At 61.2% G+C, this 19,377-nt stretch carries 17 protein-coding genes; 6 read left to right on the forward strand and 11 right to left on the reverse strand.

What is annotated here, in order from left to right:
- Window positions 1-54 precede the first annotated feature (54 nt).
- The 5 genes from IC231_RS03030 to IC231_RS03050 all read right to left on the reverse strand — a co-directional run bounded on the left by IC231_RS03030 (window position 55) and on the right by IC231_RS03050 (window position 4,379).
- The gene (locus IC231_RS03030) at window positions 55-1,590 is read right to left on the reverse strand and encodes a hydroxymethylglutaryl-CoA reductase (RefSeq protein ID WP_211538824.1); all 1,536 of its coding nucleotides are present in this window, start codon (window positions 1,588-1,590) and stop codon (window positions 55-57) included.
- 73 nt (window positions 1,591-1,663) lie between these two features.
- The gene (locus IC231_RS03035; RefSeq protein ID WP_190783128.1) at window positions 1,664-2,191 is read right to left on the reverse strand and encodes an energy transducer TonB; all 528 of its coding nucleotides are present in this window, start codon (window positions 2,189-2,191) and stop codon (window positions 1,664-1,666) included.
- A 2-nt stretch (window positions 2,192-2,193) separates the two neighbouring features.
- Window positions 2,194-2,979, reverse strand: coding sequence for a TonB family protein (locus IC231_RS03040; protein ID WP_190783129.1), 786 nt, complete (start codon window positions 2,977-2,979; stop codon window positions 2,194-2,196).
- 12 nt (window positions 2,980-2,991) lie between these two features.
- Window positions 2,992-3,447: an energy transducer TonB gene (locus IC231_RS03045; protein ID WP_190783130.1), complete on the reverse strand. Its 456-nt coding sequence runs from the start codon at window positions 3,445-3,447 to the stop codon at window positions 2,992-2,994.
- Window positions 3,448-3,560: 113 nt separating this feature from the next.
- Window positions 3,561-4,379: a WG repeat-containing protein gene (locus IC231_RS03050; protein ID WP_190783131.1), complete on the reverse strand. Its 819-nt coding sequence runs from the start codon at window positions 4,377-4,379 to the stop codon at window positions 3,561-3,563.
- A 185-nt stretch (window positions 4,380-4,564) separates the two neighbouring features.
- Here IC231_RS03050 and IC231_RS03055 point away from each other — a divergent pair, with 185 nt between their 5' ends.
- Together IC231_RS03055 and IC231_RS03060 are read left to right on the forward strand one after the other, a co-directional pair.
- Complete coding sequence (locus IC231_RS03055; protein WP_190783132.1) at window positions 4,565-5,383, forward strand: phytanoyl-CoA dioxygenase family protein; 819 nt, start codon at window positions 4,565-4,567, stop codon at window positions 5,381-5,383.
- Window positions 5,384-5,516: 133 nt separating this feature from the next.
- A complete protein-coding gene (locus IC231_RS03060; RefSeq protein ID WP_190783133.1) occupies window positions 5,517-6,302 on the forward strand; it encodes an SDR family NAD(P)-dependent oxidoreductase in 786 nt (261 codons plus the stop codon).
- A gap of 5 nt (window positions 6,303-6,307) precedes the next feature.
- Here IC231_RS03060 and IC231_RS03065 read toward each other — a convergent pair whose 3' ends face one another.
- Window positions 6,308-6,985 carry a phosphatase PAP2-related protein gene (locus IC231_RS03065; protein ID WP_190783134.1) on the reverse strand — a complete coding sequence of 226 codons (678 nt, stop codon included), beginning with the start codon at window positions 6,983-6,985 and terminating at the stop codon, window positions 6,308-6,310.
- Window positions 6,986-7,132: 147 nt separating this feature from the next.
- Here IC231_RS03065 and IC231_RS03070 point away from each other — a divergent pair, with 147 nt between their 5' ends.
- On the forward strand, window positions 7,133-8,437 hold the full coding sequence (locus IC231_RS03070; protein WP_190783135.1) for an amidohydrolase: 1,305 nt from the start codon (window positions 7,133-7,135) through the stop codon (window positions 8,435-8,437).
- 114 nt (window positions 8,438-8,551) lie between these two features.
- Complete coding sequence (locus tag IC231_RS03075) at window positions 8,552-9,421, forward strand: ATP-grasp domain-containing protein (protein WP_190783136.1); 870 nt, start codon at window positions 8,552-8,554, stop codon at window positions 9,419-9,421.
- 140 nt (window positions 9,422-9,561) lie between these two features.
- Here IC231_RS03075 and IC231_RS03080 read toward each other — a convergent pair whose 3' ends face one another.
- A complete protein-coding gene (locus IC231_RS03080) occupies window positions 9,562-10,347 on the reverse strand; it encodes an SDR family oxidoreductase (RefSeq protein ID WP_190783137.1) in 786 nt (261 codons plus the stop codon).
- A gap of 269 nt (window positions 10,348-10,616) precedes the next feature.
- On the opposite strand from IC231_RS03080, the gene IC231_RS03085 reads away from it, so the two are divergent.
- Window positions 10,617-13,088, forward strand: coding sequence for a M4 family metallopeptidase (locus IC231_RS03085; RefSeq protein ID WP_190783138.1), 2,472 nt, complete (start codon window positions 10,617-10,619; stop codon window positions 13,086-13,088).
- A 99-nt stretch (window positions 13,089-13,187) separates the two neighbouring features.
- Here the strand turns inward: IC231_RS03085 and IC231_RS03090 are convergent, their stop codons facing one another.
- From IC231_RS03090 to IC231_RS03100, 3 genes are all read right to left on the reverse strand, one after another.
- A complete protein-coding gene (locus IC231_RS03090; protein ID WP_190783139.1) occupies window positions 13,188-13,934 on the reverse strand; it encodes a hypothetical protein in 747 nt (248 codons plus the stop codon).
- Between the two features lie 155 nt (window positions 13,935-14,089).
- A complete protein-coding gene (locus tag IC231_RS03095) occupies window positions 14,090-14,806 on the reverse strand; it encodes a tetratricopeptide repeat protein (protein WP_190783140.1) in 717 nt (238 codons plus the stop codon).
- A 190-nt stretch (window positions 14,807-14,996) separates the two neighbouring features.
- Entirely contained in the window at window positions 14,997-17,534 is a 2,538-nt protein-coding gene (locus IC231_RS03100; RefSeq protein ID WP_190783141.1) for a hypothetical protein, read from the reverse strand.
- Window positions 17,535-17,706: 172 nt separating this feature from the next.
- Here IC231_RS03100 and IC231_RS03105 point away from each other — a divergent pair, with 172 nt between their 5' ends.
- On the forward strand, window positions 17,707-18,594 hold the full coding sequence (locus IC231_RS03105) for an alpha/beta hydrolase (RefSeq protein ID WP_190783142.1): 888 nt from the start codon (window positions 17,707-17,709) through the stop codon (window positions 18,592-18,594).
- A gap of 45 nt (window positions 18,595-18,639) precedes the next feature.
- Here the strand turns inward: IC231_RS03105 and IC231_RS03110 are convergent, their stop codons facing one another.
- Window positions 18,640-19,131 carry a methylated-DNA--[protein]-cysteine S-methyltransferase gene (locus IC231_RS03110; protein WP_190783143.1) on the reverse strand — a complete coding sequence of 164 codons (492 nt, stop codon included), beginning with the start codon at window positions 19,129-19,131 and terminating at the stop codon, window positions 18,640-18,642.
- Window positions 19,132-19,377: the final 246 nt, after the last annotated feature.

The raw sequence follows: 19,377 nt of genomic DNA on the forward strand, positions 1-19,377 counted from the left end.
CACCCGATTCTACTCCCGCCCGGACGGTTCCGTTTGTCTGCAAGGTTGCTTCCGCTACCGGTTGCGGCCGTACTGCTCGTGGCTGCTCACCCAGTCGGAGCTGCTGATGGCGGCGCCCAGGCTCAACTCACCGGCCAGCACTACACCGGCCACTATTTCCGCAAACTTATTCACGGTGCCGCGGCCCACGCAGCCCAGCATCCGCAGGCACTCGTTCTGGGTGGCTAGGCCGGTGCCGCCACCGTGCGTGGCCACTATCAGACTCGGGATGGTAATGCTGATGTACAGGTCGCCTTCGGGTGTGATTTCCGAGTATAGCACGCCCGCCGACGACTCCGATACGTTGGCTACGTCCTGGCCGGTGGCAATGAACAGGGCCGTAATGCCATTGGCCGAGTGTGCCCCGTTGTTGTTGGCGCCGCTCAGAAACGCACCCACATTGCTCACCTGCCCGTGGTAAGCCAACTGCTCGGGCGTCACGCGCATACGCTGCTGCAGAATGTCGCGCTTGATGACGGCCTCCGCCACTACCCGCTTGCCCCGGGTGCGCATCACGTTGATCTGAGACGCCTTTTTATCGGTGGCGAAGTTCGATTCGAGGTAGAAATGGCGGATGGGCGTGCCTTTGTAGTTCTCCAGAATCCAGGAGCAGGCCGCGAAGGTGGCACGGCCCACCATATTCTGCCCGGCCGCGTCGCCGGTGCTGTAGTTGAAGCGCAGAAAGGCAAACTTGTTGCTCAGATACGTATCAATGTACTGCAGCTTGGCCACGCGGGAGGTGCTCTCGGCCTCGGGCCGGATCTGGTCGATATTCTCCTCTACCCAGCGGCCAAAATCTCGCGCCCCCCGTGCATCGTCAAACACAAATACCGGGGCCCGCTGCATGGCGTCGCCGATGACGGTGCACTTAGCCCCTCCGCAGAGGTTGAGGAGCTGAATACCGCGGTTGTAGCTCGCTACCAGCGTGCCTTCGGTGGTAGCCATCGGAATCAGGAAGTCGCCGTCGGCGTGCTCCCCGTTCACGCGTAGCGGGCCGGCCAGCCCTACCGGAATCTGGGCCACGCCCGTGAAATGCTCACAATTGCCCTGCAGGTCGTGGGCATCGAAGGAGTAGTGCTTGAGGTGCTTGAACTCCTGCCCCGAAAACTCCTCGGCGAAGCGCTGCCGGGCCTGAATAGCCGCGTCGGAGTAGTCATCCTGGTCTTGGCGCGGAATGCGGTTTTTGTTTTCCTGCTGCTGCGCAATGGCGTCTTCCACCTCCACGGTCAGGTCGCCGAACGGGTCGGCGGCAAACTGCACCTGCACCGTATGAATACCTTCTTTGAGGTGCTCGGTGGCCAGATGAAACGTGGCGGCCTGGCCCACCGGCAGCGTGAAGCCCGCGCTGTCGGCATTGAAGGTGGTGGCGGGGCGTACGTCGCCTTCGCCCAGGTCCAGCGCAATCTGCTCCACGCCAATCTTCACGCCGTCAATCTGCACATGGTCGATGCGCGTGATGCGCACCGTATCGAGGCGGTTCTTGATGCTGAAGGCTACACCTTCGGGGGTGTTGTGCAGGCTGCCACGGGTGTAGAGCAGCTTGAGGAGCATAGGGCTGGGCGTGAAGACCATGGGAATTGCGCTTAGGACGATGAGCGGGTAAAGTAGGAAGGTTTTGAATATCTCAACGGGTGTTGGCAGTAAAAGATGAGTCGCAGCGTTTCCGCAGCTTCTTGCTGGTAGGGGCTATAGCCGGAAATGAAATAGGAATGGTATAGGTAACCGCAACCGGCCGCTTGTTGGATCGTCCTGGTGTGAAGCGTCCGCTCAGCAGGTTCACCAGCCGCAACGCTTCGGCATCCAGCGTTGGGTGCAGGCCTTTTAGAGCTCGTGTATTTCGCACTAGCCCAATAGTATCAACGACAAAGCCGACAAACACTTTTTCGGATGGGTAGCCATTCATTGAACGGCTTAACTGGTTGTTTTGATAGAGGAAGCAGAACAGGCCTTCTAGTCCTCCTTCAAACGCAGGCATTTGTTCTATGTGCCATCCGACCCTGAATGGAACTTCTGAATGAGGAGTTGCTGCAGTTGTCGGATGCGCCGGTTTATAGAAGCCGGTTGTATCAACCGTTGCCGGGGCTACCTGGGCGGCAGCAGTTTGGCCGAGGAAAATCAGCAGGACCAGTTGCAGCAACAGGAGCGTTTTCATGGCTACTTCTGGCTGAACGTGATGGGCAGCGTGTAGCTTGCTTCTATTGTGTGCTGTTGGGACGGTTGTATCCAGCGGGGCATTTGCCGCACCACCCACAATGCTTCCGCATCCAGAATTGGATTGACGCCTTTTAACACCTTGGCTTGCGTGATGTGCCCGGTTTGCGTGATAACGAAGCTGACGAATACTTTGCCTTCAGCTGTAGTGGAGGCCGGGTAACGCAGGTTTCTTTTGAGATACGCTACCAATGAATCTTGCCCACCTGGAAAAGACGGCATAGGTTCTGTTCCTACCATACCAAGAACGACTGTATGGGGCTCCGGCACTTGCGCGGGCAGGTCCCGCAACGAGGCCTGCCGGACCGCCCGTTGGCGGAACGTATGCAGCGCATTGGCTCGCACGGCTAGAATTGCCGGGTTTAGTTCCTGCGGCCTGTGTAGCACTAAGTGAGTGGGTGGGCTACTGCCAAAACACTGCACCTGCGCCCACGCCTCCTGGCTCGTCAACCCCAGACCACACACCAGCACCAGCGCCACCAGAAACTTCCGCAGCTTCGGGCGTAAGCGCGGCGGCGCGGTCAGTTGCTCTGCCCGGAACCGGCCACAGAGGCGCCCGTCGGGAGAGGCGGCGCGGGCCGCCTCCAGGTCGGACTGGGTGGCATCGGTGAAGTCCAAGACAGTGCGCTGGCAACTGGCGCAGTGGTGGCCCTGCGCCACGGGTGTCATCTGCTGCCAGTCTTCGTGGCAGGGCTGTAGGTGCACGTTGAGGATGGGAAGGTCGAGCATAGCAGCGGCATTCTACTTCGTGACGAACGGCACGGCCAGCGTGTAGTACACCGGCACCGCCCGGCCGTTCTGGCGGCCCGGCAGAAACTGCCCGTCCAGTAGCTGAATCACGCGCAGGGCTTCGGCGTCGAGAATCGGGTTGAGGCCCTTTGTCACTTCGGCGTCGCTCACCCCGCCCGTTTCGGTCACGATGAAGCGCACAAATACCTGGCCCTGCGTTTTCCACTGCTCCCGCGGAAACTTGCGGTTGCGCTCCACAAACTGGGCCAACGCCGCACTGCGGCCGTGGCGGTAGGTAGGCGTTTGCTCCACATAAGTATACATTGTGGGTGTGGCTTGGGCCTGGGCGAAAACCGGACCGGCAAGTAGCCACAGCAAAGCCAGCAGCAAAAGGGGCTTGCGGGTGGTGCATGTGGCTGACAGCGGAGTCAAAACCAGTTTGCGAAACAGTGGGCAAGAAAGCAGCATCGTGTCGGGCGGCAGGGTAGCAGATGAAACAGTAAGTAGTCTGTCGGTGGTAAGATACATACTACGCCTTGTGCCCGATAATAGTGCCTGGCACTCCGGCCTCTTTATCAGGCTCAATCTTCCCAGAACTCCCGCCCTTTGCTGTTGATGTAGCCCGTTTGGCCGGTGGTGGTGGTTACGCGGGCCACGTCGGCCACAAACGGCTCGGCGGCGGCGTATTTCACCTCAGTCAGCAGCCGGCCCTCATGGCTGAGGTAGCCGAAACGGCCGGTCTGCTCCACTATCGGATACTGGAAGCCGTTGGCGGCCGTGACCCGGATGGCGTCATACGCCAGCGGCAGCACGAGACGGCCTTTGGCATTGAGCACGCCCCATTTGCTGCCCTGGCGCACCAGCAGCAGGCCGCTGTGGTGCAGGTCTCGGATTTCGTCGTACTCGGCGGGCACCACGGTGCTGGAGCCGCTCGTGAACTGGAACCCGACTTTGCCCTGGCGGCGCAGCAGGTCGCCCTGCTCCAGGTAGTCGGTTTCGGGTTCGGGCTCGGCGGGCGTGGTCAGGCGGTGGCCGGCGGGCCCGATGGCGAAAGTGTCGCCGCGCAGCACTACGGTGGCGCGCCCGTCGGGGTCGAAGTTGCCGGCGTAGCTGTACTGGGCCGGTATCAGGGCGTTGCCGCCGGCATCGATGTAGCCGTAGAGCGGGCCCTGGCGCACCCAGGCAAGTTCCTGCACGAAGGGGCCGGCCTCATCATAGGCCAGCGGCAGCACGAGGCGGCGGCTCTGGTCGGCGTAGCCCCAGCGGCTGCCCTTTCGGAAAGGCACGAGGCGGCTACCCGCCGTTTGGGCCGGGGCTGGCTCGGGGAGCAGCAAGCCCAGGGCGCAGGACGCCAGCAGCAGCCATCCTGGCCGCAACAAACGAAACCGGAAACCAGACATTGCGGCTAAGGTACGAGGGACGGCCAAAACCCGCGCGCCGGTTCCCTGGTTTCATCAGTTCTTCACGCCTGAGCGTGCAGCTTCCCGACTTTTCCGCGGCCGGATTGCAGCCCAACGCATGGGGCGGCGCCCGGCTACCTTGTATCTTTGCGCCTGCGGGCGTACTCCCGGCCGCTACGGCTACTATGGCTTCTCTACCACTACCCTATCCGCGCTTTACTCTCGGTTCTGCCCTCACTACCGAACAGCTGGACTTTTTCCGGCGCTACGGCTTCCTTCATTTCCGTGCGTTTGCCGGTCCCGAGCAGGTGCAGACCCTACTGCGGGCCACCGAAGCCGTGCAGCAGCAGTGGCTGGCCGAAGGCGTGCAGAAAGTGAACGGCGTGCCCATCAAATACGGCAAAGACGTGGATGGCTCGCTCATCGTGCAGCGCTTCGCCTTTGCCTCGCACTACAGCCCCGTGCTGGCCGAGTTTCTGCAGGACGCGCGTTTCCGGGCCCTGTTTCCGCTGCTCGAAGCGCCGGGCGGCCGGGTGGGTATCAACGAAAAGGATGGCCTCGTCATCAACCACTACGTAAACGTGCCGGGCTCGGAGTTTTCGCAGATGGGCTGGCACACCGACTCGCTCCGGGACGTGTTTTACGGCAAGCGCATCGGCCCCATGCTCAACGTAGGCTTCCACCTAGATGGTACGCCCGCCACCAACGGCGGCCTGCGCCTGATTCCGGGCACCCACCACCAGCCGCTGCGCGAAATGCTGTTTCGTAAGAAATACTATAAGGACGTCAGCGCCGACGACCACGAAATAGCCGTGGAAACCGAGCCCGGCGACCTGACCGTGCACGATGGCCGCATGTGGCACCGCGTGGCGCAGTCGCCGCTGGTAGGGGAGGCCTCGCGCCGCCGCGTGATGTACGTGCCCATCTTGGCTGGCAAGTATCAGCCCAAGCACGAAAACAGTCCTACGCCGTTTTATCTGCGGTTTCTGCACTTAGTAAAGTAGCAGAACTAAGGCTTACATGAAGTTCCGTCATCCTGAGCGGAGCGAAGGACCTTATCACGTTGAACAGAGTCGGTCTGCGGTGATAAGGTCCTTCGCTCCGCTCAGGATGACAGACAATACAAACCCAACCAACATGCCTACTGCCCTCATTACTGGTGCTTCCCGCGGAATCGGGCGGGCTTTTGCCGCCGAGCTGGCCCGCCGGGGTTACAATCTGCTGCTGGTGGCACGCTCCAAAGACCAGCTAGAGCAGGCCGCCACGGAACTGCGTGCGCAGTCGGGCGTGGAGGTGGCCGTGCTGGCGCAGGATCTGGCCGCCCCCAATGCCGTGGAGCAGGTGGCCGAGTGGGCCAACAGCCAGACGCAGGAGCTGGCGGTGCTGGTGAATAATGCTGGTTACGGCATGTGGGGCCGGTTTGAGGAACTGGGGCTAGCCGAGCAGCAGAGCATGCTGCAGCTGAACATGCACGTGCCGGTAGCCCTCACGCACCGGCTGCTGCCCGCGCTCCGGCAGCAGGGCAAGTCCTTTATCCTGAACGTGTCGAGCACGGCGGCCTACCAGGCGGTGCCCACGCTCACGCTGTATGCGGCCAGCAAAGCATTTCTGCTCAGCTTCTCACGCGGGCTGCGCTACGAGCTACGCGGCTCCGGCGTGTCGGTCACCTGCCTCAGCCCCGGTGCCACCACCACCGACTTCGCCGACCGGGCCGGCATGAGCGCCGGCTTGCAGGAAACCGCCAACAAAGTATCCATGACGCCCGAGCAGGTGGCCCAGGCCGGTATTGCGGCCATGCTGGCCGGTGAGGCCGAGCTGATACCGGGCGCGCTAAATAAAGTCTCGGCCCGCCTGACTGGCCTCGTGCCCAAGTCCCTGACCGAGAAAATAGCAGCCGGCATCTACGAGAAGCACCTGAAGTAGCAGGCTTACCGCGCCGGCGCCGTGTGCTTTCCTGATGTTATTCGGCCAGACAGCCAGAAGCAGAAAGCGGCAAAGAGCGGGGCGGCCAGCACATCGTAGGTGTAGTGCGCGTGTTGCACCAGCACCAGCAGACCTACGGCTACGGCGCCCACTACCAGCCAGCGGCGCAGCCGAACCGGCCCTACCGACAGCGCCAGCAGCGCCACGGTGGCGGTGTGGCCCGAGAAAAACAAGTCTTTGGTGATGGGAGCCGGGGCAGCGTAAATGAGAGAGTCTACCAGCGGGTCGCGGAGCAGCACCAGGCCCACCGGAGGCTCCAGCGGCAGCAGCCACAGCAGCAGACAGCGGCATAGGTGCAGCAGCCAGTAGGCCCACAACGCCCGCAGCAGTAGCGCCGGCCGCGGCAGCAGATACACCACGCCCACCCCAATGCTCAGGTAGATAACCGCAAATGTGGGCCCCGACACATCGTGCGCGGGCAGCAGGGCCAGCAGCGGGTCGGGCAATACCACGCCGGGCCGGGCCTGAATGAAGGCAAAAAAGCGCGGTAGCACCGTCACAAGTCCCAGCAGCAACACCAGTACGCCCAGCAGCCGCACCCGAAAGCTCGCATTGCGCCACGCAGCAGGCCAGCGCAGCGGCTCAGCAGCAACAGGGGTAGCAGTGACGGTGGTGAATGACATGCGGCAAAGGTAAGGCCGCGCCGCCTGGCACCGCACTGCCGCTTCGCAGCTGAGGCACTGGATGACTGTGAAAGCCACTGCGGCACCGTCTGCTGGCGAACCGGCGCGGGCGTTGTACCTTTTGGGGCCACTTTCTACGTCTGCTGCATGAAGCGTCTGCTCCTATTACTTCCCCTTGCTTGCTCCCTCGTCCGTCCGGCTGCCGCCCAGAATGCCGCCCTCAATGCCCGCATTGCCAAGCTCTCGGCGCAACAGGAAACCCAGGTAATTGCCTGGCGGCGCGACATTCATGAGCACCCGGAACTGGGCAACATGGAAACCCGCACGGCCGGCATTATTGCAGCGGAGCTGAAGCGGCTGGGACTGGAAGTGCAAACCGGCGTGGCCCGCACCGGTGTGGTGGGTATCCTGCGCGGCGGCAAGCCCGGCCCCGTGGTGGCCCTGCGCGCCGACATGGACGGCCTGCCCGTCACGGAAAGTCCAACGCTGCCTTTCGCCTCCAAAGCCCGCGCCCAGTACAACGGCCAGGAAGTAGGCGTGATGCACGCCTGCGGCCACGATACCCACGTGGCCATGCTGCTGGGCGCGGCCAACGTGCTGAGCCAGGTGAAAAAAGACCTGCCGGGCACCGTGAAGTTCATCTTCCAGCCCGCCGAGGAAGGCTCGCTGCCCGGCGTGACGGGCGGGGCCAAGCTGATGGTGCAGGAAGGCGTACTCAGCAACCCCAACGTCGATGCTATTTTCGGGGTGCACATCAACGCCCAGACCGAAGTAGGCACGCTGCGCTACCGTCCCGAGGGCGAAATGGCTTCGTCGGATGTCTTCACTATCAAGGTGAAAGGTAAGTCGGCGCATGGTGCGTATCCGTGGCTGGCCGTGGACCCGGTGGTAGCCGCCGCCCAGATTATTATGGGCCTGCAGACCATCGTGAGCCGGCAGGTGCAGCTGACCGAAGACGCCGCCGTGCTGACCGTGGGCATGGTGCACGGCGGGGTGCGCAACAACATCATTCCGGAGCAAGTGGAGCTGACCGGCACCATCCGCACGCTCAACGCCGACATGCAGCAGCAAATCTGGACCGCCGTGCGCCGCACTGCTACCAACATTGCGGAAAGCACCGGCGCCACCGCCGAAGTAGACATCGTGAACTATGCGCCCGTGACCTACAACGAGCCGCGCCTCACCGAGCAGATGCTGCCTACGCTGCGCCGCGTAGCCGGCCCCGAGCATGTAGAGCTGCAAAAGGCCGTAACCGGGGCCGAGGACTTCGCCTATTTCCAGGAGAAAGTGCCGGGTGTGTTCCTGTTCGTAGGCGGCATGCCCAAAGGCAAGAAGGCTGCCGATACGGCCCCGCACCACACAGCCGGCTTTTTCGTAGACGAAAGCGGCCTGACTCTGGGCGTGCAGACCCTCGCCACGCTGGCCGCCGATTATCTGACTATGAAAAAGTAAGCCGTGATGAGGTGACGAGGTAATGAGGTGACAAGTGCTCGGTGTACATCCGCGACTTCGCACTGCCTTGCCTCATCACCTCATCACCTCATTCCTCCATCACCTCACTATTGCATGAACATTGCGCTTGTAACCTGCGAAACGCTGGCCCAATACGCCGCGCCCAACGTCGATGATGAAGACAACCTGCTTACGCGCCACCTGCGCCAGCAGGGCCACCATGTTGAGCCGCGCATCTGGAGCAACCCGGCCGTTGACTGGCTGAGCTACGATGTGGTGGTGCTGAAGTCGCCCTGGGATTACTTCGATAGGGTGCAGGAATTCTACGCCTGGCTTGATAGGATAGAGGTTCAGGGCGTGCGCCTGCTGAACCCCGTGAAAACCGTGCGCTGGAACGCCGACAAGAAGTATCTGCGCGACATGGAGCAGGCCGGCGTGCGTATTGTACCCACGCGCTGGCTGGTGCAGGGCAGCGCTTTTCAGGCCGATGAGCTGTTTGAAACACTTGGCTGTGAACGGCTGGTGATGAAGCCCTCCGTGAGCGGCGGGGCAAAAAACACCTTCGAGTTGACCCGCGCCGAAGCCGCCCGCCGTACCCCAGAACTGACGGAGCTGCTGCGCCACGAGGCTTTTCTGGTGCAGCCGTTTCAGCCCCAGATTCAGGAGCAGGGCGAATGGTCGCTCATCTATCTGGGTGGCGAGTACAGCCACTGCGTGCTGAAAACGCCTAAGCCCGGCGACTTCCGGGTGCAGCACTACCTCGGTGGCGGCATTGCAGCCCGCGAGGCACCCGACTACCTGCGCCGCGCCGCCGACCGTATTGTGCACGACTTTGCCCAGGGCTGCCTCTACGCCCGCGTAGACGGAGTAGAGGCCGACGGCGAGCTGCTGCTCATGGAGCTGGAGCTGATTGAGCCTTTCCTCTATCTGGCCTCCGCCGAAGGCTCCTTAGCCCGCTACGAACAGGCGCTGACCCGGCTGTAAGCCGATTTTAGGGCGGTGATGTACGATTACCGCGGCGCTACATCAGGCATGCTACACCCCAAGCGAGACTTGCCGGACGGCAAGTCTCGCTTGGGGTTTGTTCGTTCGGAAACTCCACGAAATCCAGCGAAAATCAGGGCTCAGAAGCCATTTACGGAGAAGCCGCCGTCTACGCTCAGGCACTGGCCGGTGATGTAGCTGGCGGCCGACAGACACAGAAACGCCACGGCGGCGCCCACTTCTTCCGGCTCGCCTACCCGGCCCTGCGGCGTGCGGCTCACCACCTGCTCCAGGTATTCGGGGTTGCGCAGCACGGTTTCGGCCAACGGCGTGCGAATGTACCACGGCGCCACGGCATTCACCCGGATGCCAGCCGGTGCCCATTCTGCGGCCAGGTTGCGACTGAGCTGAATGAGAGCCGCTTTGGTCATGCCGTAGATGGAGCCGGTGCGCACGTGCTGCAGCCCCGCCACCGACGACACATTGACAATACTAGCCGCCCCGGCCGCTTTCAGCATAGGATATGTACCCTGGCACAGCCCAAACGCTGATTCCAGGTTGGTAGCCAGCAGGTGCTGATACTCGGTGGGGCTATAGTCGATGGTGGGCTTGCGGATGTTGGTGCCCACGTTATTGACCAGAATATGCAGCACGTTGCCATGTGCAGCCACGGCATCAAGTACCTGCCAGCGGCCGGTTTCGGTGCTTACATCGGCCATCACGGCGTACGCATCTAGGCCCTGCGCCCGCCACGCGGCTACCTGTGCTTCCAGTTCGGGCGCCTGCCGCGCCACGGCCAGCACCGTGGCGCCAAAGCCGAGTAGCTCGGTAGCTACTGCCGCGCCGATGCCTTTGGAAGCGCCCGTCACGACGGCAAGCTGTTGCGCAAGGCTCCAGCGATTATTCAATTGGGAAGAATCATGCATTTCAGAAGGAAATCGATGTGTAATATTTTGTCAGTGTAATACGCTGGAAATTTGATTTTGGAGCTGTAATAAGCTGTCTTCTGGTATTTAATGCCGGATAAGTTGCATTCAATTAACATTGTAAAATGTTGTGATAGTTGCAATGATACAGGATCAAGGGAAATAAATTTTCAATAAAATGCTGTTGGTTTTGGAAATACTATAAATTGATGGCCTGTTTGATGGAAATCATACAGGCCGATCTTTTCTCACTCCTACAACCACACAACATGCTCAACAAGTACTCTGCGGCAGCACTGATGCTGCTCGGTGGCCTAAGCTCAACCGGCTTGGCCCAAGACCTTTCTCGGGTGCAAAGCAAAGACCTCAACGACAACGGCACCCCTTATTTGGTGCAGTTCAAAGCCGATGCGGCCGCCTACCAGCTCAACCAGGCCAGCCAGCTGCTCCGCGACCAGCTGCAGCTCACTACAGACGACCAGATGCTGCCCCTCAAGTCGGAAGCCGACGATTTGGGCTTTGCGCACGAGAAATTTCAGCAGTACTACAAAGGCATCAAAGTAGAGCATGCCACCTACTCAGTGCACGCCCGCGGCGGCAAAGTGCAGAGCATCAGCGGGCAGTTTGAGCGGGTGCGCGGGCTCAATCCCACGCCTTCCGTCTCTGCCGATGCCGCGCTGCAGCGCGCTATGGCGTTTGTGGGCGCCCGCAAATACATGTGGCAGGACGACCGGGAAGAGGCCAGCCTGAAGCAATTCGAAAACAACCCCAACGCCACCTATCGTCCGCAGGGCGAGCTGGTGGTAGTGCGCAACCTGCGCACGCACAATGCCGCACTGGCTGGCAAGCCCACGCTGGCCTGGAAGTTCAACGTCTACGCGCAGGCCCCCATCAGCCGCGCTTATATCTACGTGGATGCCCATTCCGGCGAAGTAGTAGGCCAGGACAATATCATCAAGCACGCGGCGGCCACGGCCACATTTGCTACCGCCTACAGCGGCACCCGCTCGTTGGCCAACGGCACCGCTACCGGCGGCTATAATCTGCGTGAGGTCACGCGCGGCCTGGGCATCGAAACCTACAACTGCAAACGCAGCAATAGCTACACTGGCGCCGTCGACTTCGTGGATGCCGACAACAACTGGACGGCCGCCGAGTACAACAACACCAACTTCGACAACGTGGCCGGCGACGCGCATTTCGGGGCGCAGGCCACCTACGACTACTGGAAGCTGGTGCACAACCGCAACTCCTACGACAATGCCGGCGCCAAAATCAAGAGCTACGTGCACTTTGATGATGTGCCGGGCGGTGCCGGGTACGAAAACGCCTTCTGGGACGGCGTGCGCATGACTTACGGCGACGGGGCCAGCACCTTCAAGCCCCTGACGGCTATGGACGTATGCGGCCACGAAATCGGGCACGCCGTCTGCGAAAAAACGGCCAACCTGACCTACCAGAATGAGTCGGGCGCCATGAACGAAGGCTTCTCCGATATCTGGGGCGCCTGCGTGGAAGCCCGCGCCGTGAGCACCTATGGCCTCACCGGCAAGAGCACCTGGCTTATCGGCGAAGAAATCATGAAGGCCGGCGGTGCCCTGCGCTCCATGAGCAGCCCCAACACCTACGGCCAGCCCGATACCTACAAAGGCACCTACTGGAAAGCCACTACCACCAGCCCCACGCAGTCGAATGACTACGGCGGAGTGCACACCAACTCGGGCGTGCTCAACTACTGGTTCTACCTGCTGAGCCAAGGTGGTTCGGGCACCAACGACATCGGGAGTGCCTACACGGTAGCCGGCATAGGGCTTGATGCCGCCGCCAAAATTGCCTACCGTGCCGAAGCGGTATACCTATCGGCTTCCTCTACCTATGCCAATGCCCGCACAGCCGCTATTTCGGCCGCTACGGACTTATATGGTGCCGGCTCGGCGCAGGTGACAGCCGTTGCGAATGCGTGGTACGCCGTGGGTGTAGGTGCCGCCGCAGGTGGCAGTGGTGCGCCCACCACGCCTGTTTATTGTGCCAGCAAAGGCACGAATGTGTCGTACGAGTGGATTGATCTGGTGAGCCTGGGCAGCATCAACCGCAGCTCGGCCAGCAACGCCGGCTACTACGACGGCACGGCCCTGACCACGACCGTCACGGCCGGCTCGACGCAGACCATCAGCTACAGCGCCGGCTTCGCCTCCACGGCCTACACCGAGTACTGGAAAGTGTACATCGACTACAACCAGGACGGCGACTTCCTGGACAGCGGCGAGACGGTGGTGAGCCGGGCCGGCACGAGCAGCGCCACGACGCTGAGCAGCACGTTCACGGTGCCGGCCACGGCCAAGAACGGCAAGACCCGCCTGCGCGTGGTGATGAGCGACGCCTCGGCCACGAGCAGCTGCGGCAGCTTCAGCTACGGCGAAACCGAGGACTACTCCATCACCATCTCCGGTGGCGCGGCTATTGCCGGCAACACGGGCAGCAACGCCAGCATGGGCATTACCCAGAGCGTTTCGCGCAGCCTCGAGCTGTACCCGAACCCCGCTACCGATGTCGTGAACATTATCATGCCCGACAACGCCCCCATAGTATCCGTGACGCTCACGGACCTGCGCGGCGCCAAAGTCACCGGCCTGCGTATCAGCGGCGACCAGCTGAACGTGTCGGCTTTGGCCAAAGGCATCTACACTCTCACCGTCAGCGACGGGCAGAAAGTGTTCCATCAGCGTTTCGTGAAGCAATAGTATCTGCTTCACGCTAGCAAAAAAGGCCCGTCGCTCGACGGGCCTTTTTTATTGTTGCTTGTAGCTGTTTGCAGTATTCTGGCAACTGCCATCAGCCGGCTACCGGCCCCAGGGCGCGTATTCCAGCTTCAACTCTACCAGGCCGTAGCCGTCGTTGAGGCTGGAGCTGGAGCGGCCGCTGACCGGGCTGATGTCGTCGAGCTGGTCGGTGGTGGTGAAGAAGTAGGCTGCTTCGGCCGTGGCATTGAGCTGCGGGGTGAGCCGGAATACGATGCCAAAGCCTACGGGTGCCGTAATGGCCAGGGCCGGATAGTCGTTGCGCTCCGGCGCCAGGAAGCTGGTTCGGTCGTCTGGCCGCAGTGTACCGAGATACGACTTGGGATTGTAGAGTAGGAAGCCGGCTCCAGCCTTCACAAACGGTTTGATAAGGGCAGCCGGGCGCTTCGGGCTGGCAAACTCGCTTTCGTCGCGCAGCAGTTCGTAGCGCAGAAACGTAATGCCACTCACATTTCGCCCCCGAAATGCCAGACCCCGCTCAACCAACTGGTCTTTGGCCCCGAGCTGGAAATACGTGGCCTCGCCGCCAATAACCAGCCGCGGCCGCACCAAGTACAGAATGCCCAGGCTGCCGCTGCCCCCGGGCAGGTTGTTGCCCAGGTCGCCGGCCAGGTCGCCGTTGTAGAGGGCCACGCCTCCGCCCGCCGTAAACCGAACCGGGCCCCGGTAGTACGCCCGTGCCTGGCTGCTGTAGTGGCGGCGGCGGCGCTCCGGTCCTTCCTGAGCCGCAACGGAGTGCGCCAGCATACTACTGGCCGCGAAAAATGAAATCAGCAGAACGTGCTTCACGCAGGGACGAGGTTAGGTGAGGTAGTAGATAGGTGAGTAGAGAATGGAAATAAGGAGAGTATAGCAGGCAGGCAAAAGTGCGAAACGCGTGGTACGCGGGAAATAGGTAGGGGTTGCAGTGGCCGGCACAAGGCCTGCTCCTAGCCTCACCGAGCTTATTTGAACTTGCCTTCCGGATCGGGCATTTTTGCCATCAGGTCGCTGAGGAAGTTGAAGTCGATGCTGGTCATGCTGATGTTCTGGCCTTTATGGACCGCTTCCCAGGCTTTCGTGTAGTCTTCCTGCAGGTAATGAGCCAACGCCATTTGCTGCCAGGCAATGGCATTGTTGGGGTCGGCGGCGAGGGCGCGCTGCAGGTAGCCAATGCCGGTGGTGAGGTCTTTTTTCTTTTTGGTCTGCTCGTACCGAATCAGATAGCTGGACCCCAGGTCGGAGAGCATCAGGGCGTTTTCGGGTGCCAGGGCTAAGCCCTTCGTGAGCAGGTCGATGGCCTGATCGGGGGCAGGGTTCTTACTGGCCACAATGCCCAGGCCGCGGTAGACCTCCGGGTTTTTGGCATCGAGCAACCACGCCAGATTGAAGCGGGTAATGGCCGTATCGGCCTGCCCTTCGCTGATGTATTCGTAGCCTTTGCTGGAGAAGAAACGGCTGGCTTCGGCCCGGGAGCCGAAGCTGGCGGCCACTTTTTCTACGTAGCCGGGAGACAGCAGCCCTTCGGCCTGTGCCGCCGCAATACCTCCGAACAGTGGCTGCAGGCGGTTGGCGGCCGTCACGGTGGCGTCTTTGGTTTTGATTTTGGTTTTGCGCTGGGCCTGTGCCGGCAAGTTCAGCAGCGCAACCAGCCCGAGGGCTGCAACAAGTGGGTATTTCATGTAAAAGAGAGGGGCCGAAAAAAGACTTCTGCGGCGGCCAACACGACGGCTGCCATGGTTTTCAGACAAATATAACGCTCCTGTAACGCTCCCGGCGGCGGGGTTCTTGTACGGCGGGGCACAAACAAGCCCGCTCGGCACTTGCAGTAGCGCCAAGCGGGCTTTTAGATTATCGGGCAAGCCGGAAGCGCTACTCTAGTATCAGGCGCCGATTCAGTTTCAGGTGATTTGTGGGGCTGCTCACGCGTAGCACGTAGGTGCCCCGTGCCACGCCGCGCATCTCCAGCGGCAGTTCGGCCGGTGCAGCTACTACGTTCCATTCCCGTACGCTACGGCCCAGCAAGTCCAGCAGAGTAAGCTGCAGGGCCCCGGTCTGCATATCAGCCGGAAGCTGCAGCCGCACATGGCTGCGGGCCGGATTGGGATAGAGCGTCAGTTCAGGACGAAGAACGGTGGCCGGCTGACCGGCGCTAAGCACGTTGCCGCTGCCATCCGTTTTGAGGACGTACACATCGGCGTCACCTTGTGTGGTTTGCTGATAGCCGACACTCATAAATCCTCCGTCTGCGGAAGCCTCCAGGCTGTAGAGTATCGGCTGCGTCCCGGAGCCGAAGCTACGCTGCCACAGGGTGGTGCCTAAGGCATCTGTTTTGGTGAGGCGCGCCGAACGGGAATACGAGTCTAGCGGATCCGTATTGGTTAAATCGAGCAATATGTAGCCGCCATCCGCAGTAGGTAGGGCCCTATACCCAAATGTGAAGCTAGTAGTTGGGGGCAGTAGCCGCGCCCAGGTACTGTCGCCGGTGCCGGAGAGCTTGAGCAGCAAGGCTTGCGGCAGGCGAGTGCCCGGGTCGTCGGAATAGCCGCCCAGAATAAAACCGCCATCGGTCGTTTGCTGGATACTGGAAACCCGGTCGGTGCCCGCCCGCCCATACGTGCGACTCCACAGCAACTGGCCGGTAGCGGAAGTACGCACAGCCCACGCCTGTTGCTGACGCCCAAAAGTGGAGGCACGGCCCGCAAACGCGTAGCCGCCATCGGACGTTTGCACCAGATCGTAGGCATGGGTTATTCCAGCATTGCCAAACTGTCGCGTCCAGACGGTGTCGCCGGCGCTGTTGAGCTTCAGCAGCCAGGCCCGATCTACGAAGCCAGTGATAACAGCATAGCCCCCGTCGGCCGTTGGAATCGTTTTGCCGAAAACCGCCGGCGAGTTGGCAGCAGGAAATTCCTTGCTCCATTGGACCACACCTTGGCTGGTTGTTTTGAAAATATAGGTAGTCGGGTCGGGCAGGTAGGAGGCTGCCATTACCACAAACCCGCCATCCGGCGTCGGGCGGATGGAGGTAGCGAGCAGGTCTGCGGCGAAAGTGTTGTTGATGGTGGTGGTCCACTGCGTGATGCCAGTGGCCGCCAGCTTCGTCAGGCGAAGGCGCGTCTGGTCATCGGTGGTGCTAGTCGGCTCTTCGCTCAGCACCACGCCCCCGCCGTCGGCGGTAGGCGCAATATCCCGCCCCAACTCCATACCCGTTCCGCCTTCCGTACCGTAGTATCGTTGCCAGAGCAATGTGCCGGTGGCAGAGTAGCGCACCAGCATCCCCTCGTAGCCGATGGAATATTGCGTGGAGTAGCCGCCCAACAGGTAGTCGCCGTTCGGGGCGATGCGCAGGGTAGGGATTGTCTGGTAGGCAAACCCTACCGGAACAACGCGAAGAAATTGCTGCTGCCAATTTGCGTCTACTTTCGAGAGCTCAGCGCTGGCGTTGAACTGGCCGTCTGCCAGGATAATGTAGCCCCCGTCACTGGTCTGCCGGACTTCGCGGGCGTATTCGTGGTTGCCGGGCACGTCATAGGCGTAGGTGGCGTTGCCGGCGGGGTTTAGCTTAGTGATGCGAGGCGTGCGCTGGCCCGTCTGCAGATCTTCATACATGCCGCCCAGCACATAGCCACCATCAGCGGTCTGCTGCACGCATACCGCTGTCGTGCTTGTGCCCGTGCCGAAGCCGTGCCGCCAGGTAGTACCGCCCGTTGGCGTGAGCTTGAAGGCAATGGCATCTTCTTCGTAGCCGCCCTCCGCGGCCACTATATAGCCGCCATCGGTAGTCTGCTGGATGGCATGGCCCTTCTCGCCTCTTGGGCTAACGCTGGTGGGCGTTTGCTGCCATACCAGGTTGCCGGCGGCATCCGTTTTCAGCACCAGCAGTTGGGTGCCGATGCTTGTGTTCTGTGCATAAGAAGAAAGGTAGCCGACCAGAACAGCGCCGCCATCTGCCGTCAGGGCCATGCTATTGCAGATTTCTACATCTGTCCCGCCAAACGTGCGCTGCCACTGCACCGCGCCGCTGGCGGTGGTTTTCACGAGATAAATGTCCTCCTTGTTGGTGACAGGCGTGTATACTTGGCCTGCCAGCAGATAGCCGCCGTCTGGCGTTTGCTGTACGCTCCGGCCGGTTTCGGCTGCTGAAGTGCCGTAGGTGCGCGTCCAGGCAGTATCACCGGCAGCATTCGTTTTTACCAGCCACATATCCGTACGGCCGTGGCTACGGTTGGCCGTGGTGCCCAGCGCAATGAGGCCGCCATCGGTTGTTGGCTGTACGCTTTGGAACTCGTCCAGCGTATTGCGGGTGCCAAAATGACGCTCAAACGTGGTGGTTTGGGCCCCTGCTGAAAATATGCCGGCCAGAAAAAGCCCGGCGCTCAGCGCAAGACGGTAGTAGAAATTCCGCATGCTCAAGAAGGATAGAAGAGAAATAATAAGTCGCTGCAAATCAGCTAGCCGAACAGCACTGCAAGTAACTTGAATATTGCGCAAAACCCAGCGCCTCCCATCCGGGCGGCGCACCAGTGCGTAGGTGCAGGGCGCAGTCAGTTTCAGCACTGCGTCTTTTCGGTTCGCTGCTATGTCTATTTCCCGCCGCTGGCTCTCCCTGCCGGCCCTGTTGCTGCTGCCGCTGCTGCTGGGCTTTGCCAACGAATATGCTACCGCCCGGCCCAGTCGGCGCACCCAGGACCTGGCCTATGTGCCGGCCACCGACCCTGCTTATGATGCCGAACGGCATCGCCTGGATGTGTACGCGCCAAAAAAAGCCGCCGCCGCTCGGTATCCGGTGGTAGTATTCATTCATGGTGGCAGCTGGAACAGCGGCAGCAAGGGCTTCTACTCGTTTATCGGGCGGCGCCTGGCGAAGCAGGGAGTAGTGGCCGTTATCATCAACTACCGCCTGTCCCCGAAAGTGGAAGTGCCTGCCATGGCCGACGACTGCGCCCGCGCCATCATCTGGACCACCGAGCACATTGCTGACTATGGCGGCGACCCGCAGCGCGTCTTTGTCATGGGGCACTCGGCCGGGGGCGGCCTGGCGGCGCTGCTCACCGCCGACAACCGCCTGTTTCAGCGCCGCGGGCTGGCCCGAAATCCTCTCAAAGGCGCTATTCTGGACGACCCGGCCGGATTGGATATGTATGACTATCTGCAGAAGCTGGAGTACCCCAACGATGCGCAGTATCTGGTGCCGTTCGGAAAGCAGCCGGAAACATGGCGCGAGGTATCGGCTATGTACCACGTTACGGCGGCCACACCCCCGTTTCTGATTTTTGTGGGGGGCAAAACGTACCCGTCTATCAGCGGGAGCAGCCGGAAGTTTCGGGAGAAGCTAGCGGCGCTGGGCCGGCCGCCCCAGTTTGCGGTGCTGCCCGGCAAGCACCACATTCCGATGGTGCTGCAGCTCTACTGGCAGCACAATGTGGTATATCAGCAGCTCCTGAAATTTGTGGGAGCAGGGCAGTAGCTGCGGAAAAGAACGGCGGTGCTGCCCACAGCGGCACCTGCTGTTTCAAAACAGCGTGGCCTGCACAGACGGCTGCTCAAATTCCAGCAGCCACTTCTTGCGCGGCAGCCCGCCGGCGTAGCCCGTCAGCTGCCCGCCGGCCCCTATGATGCGGTGGCAGGGCCACACGATAGCCAGCGGATTCTGCCCATTGGCCGCGCCCACGGCCCGCACCGCCGCCGGGTTGCCCAGCTGCCGGGCCAGGTCGAGGTACGAGGCCGTGCGGCCGAACCCCACATCCGTCAGCGCAGTCCAGACGCGGCGCTGAAACTCCGTGCCCTGCTGCACATCGTAGGCCAGCGTGAAGTCACGCAGCTCCCGCCCGAAGTAGGCGCCCAGCTGCCGGTAGGCTTCCTGCAAGCAAACCGGTACCTGGTGGGAAGGGGTTTGGGCTTGCCTGTCGGCATTGAGAAACTCCACGGCTGCCAGGCCCACATCGGTGCCACGCAGGCGCAGCAGGCCAACCGGTGAAGAAAGAAAAGCAACGGGTTCAGACATGGGAAGAAACGGAGGCCCCAAAAATGCAAAAAAGCTGCCCGATAAGTGGTGAGGCCTAATTTTAGAGCGACAATATACTATACAAAGGAAAAAATTGGAAATGAACAAGTTGGCGGGCAACGCACGAGGCAGGTCGTGAAAGAATGCTTTATATTGCTTCAGCCTCTTCTATGGAGGAGGTTAGAATAGTACTTTCGTAAGAAGCTTTTGCCGCTTCTGTTTCATTTCTTCAGTTCATCTCTAGAC

It is taken from the genome of Hymenobacter duratus, from assembly GCF_014698995.1.
GTDB lineage: Bacteria > Bacteroidota > Bacteroidia > Cytophagales > Hymenobacteraceae > Hymenobacter > Hymenobacter duratus.

What these genes read in the sequence shown, in the direction of transcription:
- IC231_RS03030 (WP_211538824.1), bottom strand. Translation starts at nt 1,590, where the DNA reads ATGCTCCTCAAGCTGCTCTACACCCGTGGCAGCCTGCACAACACCCCC.
- IC231_RS03035 (WP_190783128.1), bottom strand. Translation starts at nt 2,191, where the DNA reads ATGAAAACGCTCCTGTTGCTGCAACTGGTCCTGCTGATTTTCCTCGGC.
- IC231_RS03040 (WP_190783129.1), bottom strand. Translation starts at nt 2,979, where the DNA reads ATGCTCGACCTTCCCATCCTCAACGTGCACCTACAGCCCTGCCACGAA.
- IC231_RS03045 (WP_190783130.1), bottom strand. Translation starts at nt 3,447, where the DNA reads ATGCTGCTTTCTTGCCCACTGTTTCGCAAACTGGTTTTGACTCCGCTG.
- IC231_RS03050 (WP_190783131.1), bottom strand. Translation starts at nt 4,379, where the DNA reads ATGTCTGGTTTCCGGTTTCGTTTGTTGCGGCCAGGATGGCTGCTGCTG.
- IC231_RS03055 (WP_190783132.1), top strand. Translation starts at nt 4,565, where the DNA reads ATGGCTTCTCTACCACTACCCTATCCGCGCTTTACTCTCGGTTCTGCC.
- IC231_RS03060 (WP_190783133.1), top strand. Translation starts at nt 5,517, where the DNA reads ATGCCTACTGCCCTCATTACTGGTGCTTCCCGCGGAATCGGGCGGGCT.
- IC231_RS03065 (WP_190783134.1), bottom strand. Translation starts at nt 6,985, where the DNA reads ATGTCATTCACCACCGTCACTGCTACCCCTGTTGCTGCTGAGCCGCTG.
- IC231_RS03070 (WP_190783135.1), top strand. Translation starts at nt 7,133, where the DNA reads ATGAAGCGTCTGCTCCTATTACTTCCCCTTGCTTGCTCCCTCGTCCGT.
- IC231_RS03075 (WP_190783136.1), top strand. Translation starts at nt 8,552, where the DNA reads ATGAACATTGCGCTTGTAACCTGCGAAACGCTGGCCCAATACGCCGCG.
- IC231_RS03080 (WP_190783137.1), bottom strand. Translation starts at nt 10,347, where the DNA reads ATGCATGATTCTTCCCAATTGAATAATCGCTGGAGCCTTGCGCAACAG.
- IC231_RS03085 (WP_190783138.1), top strand. Translation starts at nt 10,617, where the DNA reads ATGCTCAACAAGTACTCTGCGGCAGCACTGATGCTGCTCGGTGGCCTA.
- IC231_RS03095 (WP_190783140.1), bottom strand. Translation starts at nt 14,806, where the DNA reads ATGAAATACCCACTTGTTGCAGCCCTCGGGCTGGTTGCGCTGCTGAAC.
- IC231_RS03100 (WP_190783141.1), bottom strand. Translation starts at nt 17,534, where the DNA reads ATGCGGAATTTCTACTACCGTCTTGCGCTGAGCGCCGGGCTTTTTCTG.
- IC231_RS03105 (WP_190783142.1), top strand. Translation starts at nt 17,707, where the DNA reads ATGTCTATTTCCCGCCGCTGGCTCTCCCTGCCGGCCCTGTTGCTGCTG.
- IC231_RS03110 (WP_190783143.1), bottom strand. Translation starts at nt 19,131, where the DNA reads ATGTCTGAACCCGTTGCTTTTCTTTCTTCACCGGTTGGCCTGCTGCGC.